Below are 5,273 nucleotides of genomic sequence, written 5' to 3'. Positions count from 1 at the left end.
TCCCATGCTCTTCGTGTTAACCCTTTAAATCCCACGAGATCTGTGTCAGCTCCGACAGACGTCGCTTGTCTGTTGGTTTTGATAGCCATTCTTTATTGTGGTGGTTGTACAACGTGTATTTCTCGAAAGCGACAGCTTCGCTTTTCTTATCAAACTTCCTACGGATGCGTTTTCCATTACGTCCAGTAGGGCGGATGTCCACTTCATATCGACCATCATCGAGTTTTTTGATTGCCATCAGAAAACCCTCCGAGTGGTGTGTTTTTTTGCGACTACTAATCGCTTTTTTCGTGGTGGCTGAAATTTAGCCACCAATAGTAGGCACTTGTGATGAATATATTCACGATGAATTGTTAACCAGTCTTTTGACCGGAGTGGGGCGACGTTGTTTCGTTTTGCCCAAAGTGTGCGAGAGCGGGCGCAATTTGCCCGGACTCAGGAGCGATCTGATTGGTCATGAACCATAAAGTGTATTTGGTGAATTGTGGGGTCTGCAGGATGTTCATCATGACATCTGTTGGAGGTGTTGAACGACCACTTTCATAGTAACTCAGCGTGCCATACGGAACCCCTGTTAAATCAGCAAGTTGTTGTCTGCTCAAATACTCTGATTTTCGCATTAAGACTATCTTCTCGCTTATCGTGTTTGACATGGTGTTTAGATCTCAATAGTATTTAGTTTAGATGTAGATTGTTTAGTGCTTGGATGTGGGCACTAAAAGGCATTATAAGACATTAAACGCAATTCATGAGGGCTAGAGGACGACATGAGCAAGCAAGTAACACTCATGACTGATGCGATTCCTTATCAGGAGTTCGCAAAACTAATAGGAAAATCGACAGGAGCGGTTCGTCGGATGATCGATAAAGGAAAGCTGCCTGTAATTGATATGACCGATCCACAATCAGCTTCAGGTCGTGCAGGTGAATATTGGGTATACCTTCCGGCATGGAATAACGGACTAAAACTGGCTTATGAAAGCCGCCCTAAAGAGATTCGTGACGGCTGGTTGATGTGGTTAGGTCTCGGTGAACCACGTTAAGGAGAACCGTATGAATGAGCCTCGTTGTATTGCTCAGTTACTGCGTAACGAAAGCCCCAGGGCGATTGACTTCACCATCACCCACGGTAAGGGGCGTAAGGGAATCATTATCCGCACCAAAAAACAGAGTCCGTTAAAAAAGGCTCTGACCTTTCTGAAAAGCCGGAGGGTATGGAAATGACAGTGATGACGCTCAATCTCGTTGAAAAACAGCCAGCAGCTATGCGCCGGATAATTGGTAAGCATCTTGCCGTTCCTCGCTGGCAGGATACATGTGATTATTATAATCAGATGATGGAGCGCGAACGGCTAACGGTTTGCTTCCATGCTCAGTTAAAACAGCGTCACGCAACGATGTGTTTTGAAGAAATGAACGACGTCGAACGTGAACGACTGGTATGTGCAATTGATGAATTGCGTGGGGCATTCTCAAAACGCCGTCAGGTTGGCGCAAGTGAGTATGCATATATTAGTTTTTTAACAGTCAGTCAGCGTCGTACTTTATTTATGCATGCCGGATTGACTGAAAAAGAATTCAACCAGCCATACTGGCGAATTAATGAAGAGTCATGTTACTGGCGTGATGCTTTATTCCGTGCATTACGTGAATTATTCAGTCTGTTTGAGTATGCACCGACAATTCTGACGTCGGTAAAACCAGAGCAATATCTGCATTAAGTAATTAACCAGAGTTTTTAACGCACTTAATCGTGCGGGGCTTCTTTTTGCCTGGAGAAAGTCATGCATACAGTTTCTGAAAATCAGTGCGGTAAATACGCATTACTGCTGCAACAGGCCAGAACCGAAGCACAGGCCGACGCAGCGACGCGCTTTTCTTCTCATCTTGACGCCATGATTCGCCACATCACAAAGGCGGAGTTATCCCGCGTGGAGATAGTCGAGCTGCTCAGTCAGGAGTCGGAAAAATTTCACAATATCGGATTGTCTCGCGGGGAGGTGCTTTGATGTCCTGTTCTCGTTCAGTTGTATTACTGAATAACGCCTTAAAAATCGCCGTTATGAAAAATGGCGATTTATCTCTTATTCAACTTGGTCTTGATAAAGAAAAACGCGAAATAACTGAGTCTGTTATCGCGATTTATCAGAACGAATTAAATCTCCTGTCTGATGTGGTCAATTTACTTGTTAAACGCGCTGTATTTCACAAGAAAATCTCCTCCGTGGATGAACTGACAAAATTAACAACAGAAATTGCCAGCTATTGCGCTGATGAATTTAAAAAACTTAACGACAAAAGGAGCTGGTAATGCCGGACAACGTAGATTTTATTCAGGAACAACAGGCTGAATTACTGGAGCGTCAGATTAACGCGGCAAGGGTAAAACATTGCGGTGCTTCTGCGCTGGTTTGCGAAGAGTGTGACGCGCCAATACCTGCTGCCCGTCGTGCGGCTTATCCGTCAGCCACGCGTTGTGTTTCCTGTCAGTCAGTCTTTGAAGCAAAAAACAAACATTACCGGAGAACGGCATGAGTATTCGTATTGAAATTGGCGAACGTTATGTCGTTACCAGTGACAGCTTTCAGTTTATTCTCCACGAGAAAAAGAGAGCGGAAAGCGGTAAAAACGCCGGTCAGGAATGGCTGGCGGTGGTTGGTTATTACCCGAAATTAAGCCAGCTCGTTTCCGGCCTGATGCATCACGATATTCTGACCGGAAGCGCAAAATCTTTTGCTGATTTAAACGCGCAGGTTGAGCAACTCAGCAAGCGTTGTTCAGAGGCTTTTGGCTCACATGGACGTTAAAGCCTCCGGGCGTTTTGTCCCTCCGTCAGCATTTGCCGCAGGCACCGGTAAGACGTTTACCGGTGCTTATGCATGGAACGCGCCACGCGAGGCCGTCGGGCGCGAAAGACCCCTTACACGTGACGAGATGCGTCAGGTGCAAGGTGTTTTATCCACGATTAACCGCCTGCCTTACTTTTTGCGTTCGCTGTTTACTTCACGCTATGACTACATCCGGCGCAATAAAAGCCCGGTGCACGGGTTTTATTTCCTCACATCCACTTTTCAGCGTCGTTTATGGCCGCGCATTGAGCGCGTGAATCAGCGCCATGAAATGAACACCGACGCGTCGTTGCTGTTTCTGGCAGAGCGTGACCACTATGCGCGCCTGCCTGGAATGAATGACAAGGAGCTGAAAAAGTTTGCCGCCCGTATCTCATCGCAGCTTTTCATGATGTATGAGGAACTCTGCGATGCATGGGTTGATGCGCATGGTGAAAAAGAATCGCTGTTTACGGATGAGGCGCAGGCTCACCTGTATGGTCATGTTGCTGGCGCTGCACGTGCTTTCAATATTTCCCCGCTCTACTGGAAAAAATACAGTAAAGGACAGATGACCACGAGGCAGGCATATTCTGCCATTGCCCGTCTGTTTAACGATGAGTGGTGGATTAGTCAGCTTAAAGGCCAGCGTATGCGCTGGCATGAGGCGTTACTGATTGCTGTCGGGGAGGTCAATAAAGACCGTTCTCCTTATGCCAGTAAACATGCCATTCGTGATGTGCGTGCGCGCCGCCAGGCAAATCTGGAATTTCTTAAATCGTGTGACCTTGAAAACAGGGAAACCGGCGAGCGCATCGACCTTATCAGTAAGGTGATGGGCAGTATTTCTAATCCAGAAATTCGCCGGATGGAGCTGATGAACACCATTGCCGGTATTGAGCGTTACGCCGCCGCAGAGGGTGATTTGGGGATGTTTATCACGCTGACCGCGCCGTCAAAGTATCACCCGACACGTCAGGTCGGAAAAGGCGAAAGTAAAACCGTTCAGCTTAATCACGGCTGGAACGATGAGGCATTTAATCCAAAGGATGCGCAGCGTTATCTCTGCCGTATCTGGAGCCTGATGCGCACGGCATTCAAGGATAATGATTTACAGGTCTACGGTTTGCGTGTCGTCGAGCCACACCACGACGGAACGCCGCACTGGCATATGATGCTTTTTTGTAATCCGCGCCAGCGTAACCAGATTATCGAAATCATGCGTCGCTATGCGCTCAAAGAGGATGGCGACGAAAGAGGAGCCGCGCGAAACCGTTTTCAGGCAAAACACCTTAACCGGGGCGGTGCTGCGGGATATATCGCGAAATACATTTCAAAAAACATCGACGGCTATGCACTGGATGGGCAGCTCGATAACGATACCGGCAGACCGCTGAAAGACACTGCAGCGGCTGTTAGCGCATGGGCGTCAACGTGGCGCATTCCGCAATTTAAAACGGTTGGCCTGCCGACAATGGGGGCTTACCGTGAACTACGCAAATTGCCTCGCGGCGTCAGCATTGCTGATGAGTTTGACGAGCGCGTCGAGGCTGCACGCGCCGCCGCAGACAGTGGTGATTTTGCGTTGTATATCAGCGCGCAGGGTGGGGCAAATGTCCCGCGCGATTGCCAGACTGTCAGGGTTGCCCGTAGCCCGTCGGATGACGTTAACGAGTACGAGGAAGAAGTCGAGAGAGTGGTCGGCATTTACGCGCCGCATCTCGGCGCGCGTCATATTCATATCACCAGAACGACGGACTGGCGCATTGTTCCGAAAGTGCCGGTCGTTGAGCCTTTGACTTTAAAAAGCGGCATCGCCGCGCCTCGGAGTCCTGTCAATAACTGTGGAAAACTCACCGGTGGTGATACTTCGTTACCGGCTCCCACACCTTCTGAGCACGCCGCAGCAGTGCTTAATCTGGTTGATGACAGTGTTATCGAATGGAGTGACCCGGAGGTCGTGAGGGCGCTCAGAGGTGCATTAAAACACGGTCGGAGAACGCCAAATCGTCAGCAAAGAAACGGAAGCCCGTTAAAACCACATGAAATTGCACCATCGGCCAGACTGGCCCGGTCGGAACGAATGCAAATTACCCGTATCCGCGTTGACCTTGCTCAGAACGGTATCAGGCCGCAGCGATGGGAGCTTGAGGCGCTGGCGCGTGGCGCGACCGTAAATTATGATGGGAAAACGTTTTCATATCCGATTTCTGATGGTTGGGCGGGATTTGAAACAAACTAACAATAATGATTGACATGCTTGATTTTGTATTCACAAATCAAGCATCAAGTAAACATCGATGATGAGAAAGAACAATGCTACAATCCCCACAGCATTAGAAGGAGGTTTATCTTGATTAAGGTTGTTGATTTATTCTGTGGCGCGGGTGGCTTGACTCACGGTCTTCAGAAGTCGGGGCTTAATGTAGTTGCAGGTTATGATAT

9 protein-coding genes are annotated in these 5,273 nt (G+C 48.4%); 7 read left to right on the top strand and 2 right to left on the bottom strand.

The genetic code is table 11. From position 1 onward, the window contains the following. Positions 1 to 16 precede the first annotated feature (16 nt). Entirely contained in the window at positions 17 to 238 is a 222-nt protein-coding gene (locus ACWIGM_RS31160) for a site-specific integrase (protein WP_454029838.1), read from the bottom strand. A 115-nt stretch (positions 239 to 353) separates the two neighbouring features. Further along, positions 354 to 620, bottom strand: a complete 267-nt coding sequence (locus ACWIGM_RS31155; protein ID WP_001231961.1) for a helix-turn-helix domain-containing protein — start codon at positions 618 to 620, stop codon at positions 354 to 356. 147 nt (positions 621 to 767) lie between these two features. On the opposite strand from ACWIGM_RS31155, the gene ACWIGM_RS31150 reads away from it, so the two are divergent. From ACWIGM_RS31150 to ACWIGM_RS31120, 7 genes are all read left to right on the top strand, one after another. Then, positions 768 to 1,043 (top strand): regulatory phage cox family protein, encoded by a 276-nt coding sequence (locus ACWIGM_RS31150; RefSeq protein WP_000043869.1) that lies wholly within the window; start codon positions 768 to 770, stop codon positions 1,041 to 1,043. A 186-nt stretch (positions 1,044 to 1,229) separates the two neighbouring features. Beyond that, positions 1,230 to 1,721 carry a hypothetical protein gene (locus ACWIGM_RS31145; protein ID WP_454029837.1) on the top strand — a complete coding sequence of 164 codons (492 nt, stop codon included), beginning with the start codon at positions 1,230 to 1,232 and terminating at the stop codon, positions 1,719 to 1,721. 63 nt (positions 1,722 to 1,784) lie between these two features. Further along, positions 1,785 to 2,009, top strand: coding sequence for a DUF2732 family protein (locus ACWIGM_RS31140; protein WP_000557703.1), 225 nt, complete (start codon positions 1,785 to 1,787; stop codon positions 2,007 to 2,009). Further along, positions 2,009 to 2,311, top strand: a complete 303-nt coding sequence (locus ACWIGM_RS31135) for a DUF5405 family protein (protein WP_001277954.1) — start codon at positions 2,009 to 2,011, stop codon at positions 2,309 to 2,311. The genes ACWIGM_RS31140 and ACWIGM_RS31135 overlap by 1 nt, the downstream gene beginning before the upstream one ends. Beyond that, positions 2,311 to 2,535 (top strand): TraR/DksA C4-type zinc finger protein, encoded by a 225-nt coding sequence (locus tag ACWIGM_RS31130; protein ID WP_001113264.1) that lies wholly within the window; start codon positions 2,311 to 2,313, stop codon positions 2,533 to 2,535. The genes ACWIGM_RS31135 and ACWIGM_RS31130 overlap by 1 nt, the downstream gene beginning before the upstream one ends. Further along, positions 2,532 to 2,807, top strand: a complete 276-nt coding sequence (locus ACWIGM_RS31125) for a DUF5405 family protein (protein WP_000027662.1) — start codon at positions 2,532 to 2,534, stop codon at positions 2,805 to 2,807. The genes ACWIGM_RS31130 and ACWIGM_RS31125 overlap by 4 nt, the downstream gene beginning before the upstream one ends. Further along, the gene (locus ACWIGM_RS31120; protein WP_454029836.1) at positions 2,797 to 5,070 is read left to right on the top strand and encodes a replication endonuclease; all 2,274 of its coding nucleotides are present in this window, start codon (positions 2,797 to 2,799) and stop codon (positions 5,068 to 5,070) included. Before ACWIGM_RS31125 ends, ACWIGM_RS31120 begins: the two co-directional genes overlap by 11 nt. The last annotated feature ends 203 nt before the right edge of the window (positions 5,071 to 5,273 follow it).

Source organism: Allobosea sp. NPDC055332 (genome assembly GCF_053645455.1).
The sequence above is the reverse complement of the archived record's forward strand: the minus strand, read 5'-3'. Positions and strand labels throughout refer to the sequence as shown.

What these genes read in the sequence shown, in the direction of transcription:
- ACWIGM_RS31160 (WP_454029838.1), bottom strand. Translation starts at nt 238, where the DNA reads ATGGCAATCAAAAAACTCGATGATGGTCGATATGAAGTGGACATCCGC.
- ACWIGM_RS31155 (WP_001231961.1), bottom strand. Translation starts at nt 620, where the DNA reads ATGCGAAAATCAGAGTATTTGAGCAGACAACAACTTGCTGATTTAACA.
- ACWIGM_RS31150 (WP_000043869.1), top strand. Translation starts at nt 768, where the DNA reads ATGAGCAAGCAAGTAACACTCATGACTGATGCGATTCCTTATCAGGAG.
- ACWIGM_RS31145 (WP_454029837.1), top strand. Translation starts at nt 1,230, where the DNA reads ATGACGCTCAATCTCGTTGAAAAACAGCCAGCAGCTATGCGCCGGATA.
- ACWIGM_RS31140 (WP_000557703.1), top strand. Translation starts at nt 1,785, where the DNA reads ATGCATACAGTTTCTGAAAATCAGTGCGGTAAATACGCATTACTGCTG.
- ACWIGM_RS31135 (WP_001277954.1), top strand. Translation starts at nt 2,009, where the DNA reads ATGTCCTGTTCTCGTTCAGTTGTATTACTGAATAACGCCTTAAAAATC.
- ACWIGM_RS31130 (WP_001113264.1), top strand. Translation starts at nt 2,311, where the DNA reads ATGCCGGACAACGTAGATTTTATTCAGGAACAACAGGCTGAATTACTG.
- ACWIGM_RS31125 (WP_000027662.1), top strand. Translation starts at nt 2,532, where the DNA reads ATGAGTATTCGTATTGAAATTGGCGAACGTTATGTCGTTACCAGTGAC.
- ACWIGM_RS31120 (WP_454029836.1), top strand. Translation starts at nt 2,797, where the DNA reads ATGGACGTTAAAGCCTCCGGGCGTTTTGTCCCTCCGTCAGCATTTGCC.